The sequence below is a fragment of the Streptomyces sp. NPDC045701 genome (assembly GCF_056432045.1).
Genome location: NZ_JBWKJV010000230.1, coordinates 1 through 1,075, shown reverse-complemented (window position 1 = coordinate 1,075; position 1,075 = coordinate 1). Strand labels below are relative to the sequence as shown.

Here is a 1,075-nt window from a genome sequence, read left to right as displayed (position 1 = left end):
CTGGCGCCGCACCCACCAGACCCGCGCCCGCCAAAGCCATCACGCCACCCGCGACCGCAGAGACCGCAACCGCGACTCACGGCTGTAGTACCGGGCGACCACTGGTTCAGTTCGAGGCCAGGAACACCGGCGGCCGTGCGAATCAGATCCGCCAGATAACCGTGATCAGAGAGGTCCACTTGTGGCTGTGTGCCCGAGACCTGTGGAGCAATAGTCAAGACTTGTGGATCAGTTGGTGTGGTTCATGCTGCGAGGGTCTCTTCTTGTTCGATGAGGTGGCCCTTTTCGAAGCGTGCGCCGGATCGGACGAGGGCGACGAGGTGGGGCGCGGTGACCGCTCGCCAGCGGGCCTGGGCGGACAGACCTGTGGGATGGGGTACTGGTAGATCCAGTGGCGGTCGTTGTCCACGGCCATGAATCCGCCCCGGCCCGCCACGGTGAGGAAGTAGGAGGCACTGGCCCGATCGGCGACCGCCTCTCCCAGCGGTGCCTCAAACCGGACACTCAGGTACCGGCCCAAGCCTGTGGGACCCTCCATCCCGATCCCGGCCAGGGAGCGGACGGTACTGGCGGCACCGTCGCAGCCCACCAGCCAGGCCGCCGACACCTGAGCCGCGCACCGGTCTGGGAGTCTTCGACCTCGGCCAGCACACCCTGTCCGTGGTCGGCGAACGACACCAGGCGCGTCCCGAACTGGATGCGTGCGTCGGCCACGTCGGTCGCGTACTGCAGCAGGAGCGGCTCCAGCACGTCCTGGGAGCAGATGAGCCCAGGGGAGGGGGTGTTCTCCTCGCCGTCGGCAGGTTGGGGGCCCAGGCCAGTGCGCGTGTAGTCGGGGCCGACCAGGTCCCGGCCGCGGTAGAAGAACACCTGATCGGCAGGCAGGCCCGCCCTGCGCAAGGTCTCCATGGAGCGTGCGGAGACACCGCGGGCCTTGGGATGGCGCGACGTCGAGGGATGCGCCTCGACCTGAGGTGCCCCGAAGTTTCCGGACAGGGGTCCAATAGGATCACCCTGAACCAGAAACGAGGGAGAAGTGGCGCCACCGAAGAAATACTCGCCGGAGTTCCGTGAG

At 67.3% G+C, this 1,075-nt stretch carries 1 protein-coding gene and 1 pseudogene; both read right to left on the bottom strand.

Going from position 1 to position 1,075, the window contains the following annotated elements:
• Window positions 1-451: 451 nt before the first annotated feature.
• Window positions 452-553: pseudogene (locus AC07DW_RS34640) on the bottom strand (hypothetical protein); the annotation flags it as partial.
• A partial coding sequence (locus AC07DW_RS34635) for an FAD-dependent monooxygenase (RefSeq protein WP_478861553.1) occupies window positions 505-1,075 on the bottom strand: 571 nt, incomplete at its 5' end. The pseudogene AC07DW_RS34640 and the gene AC07DW_RS34635, both read right to left, overlap by 49 nt.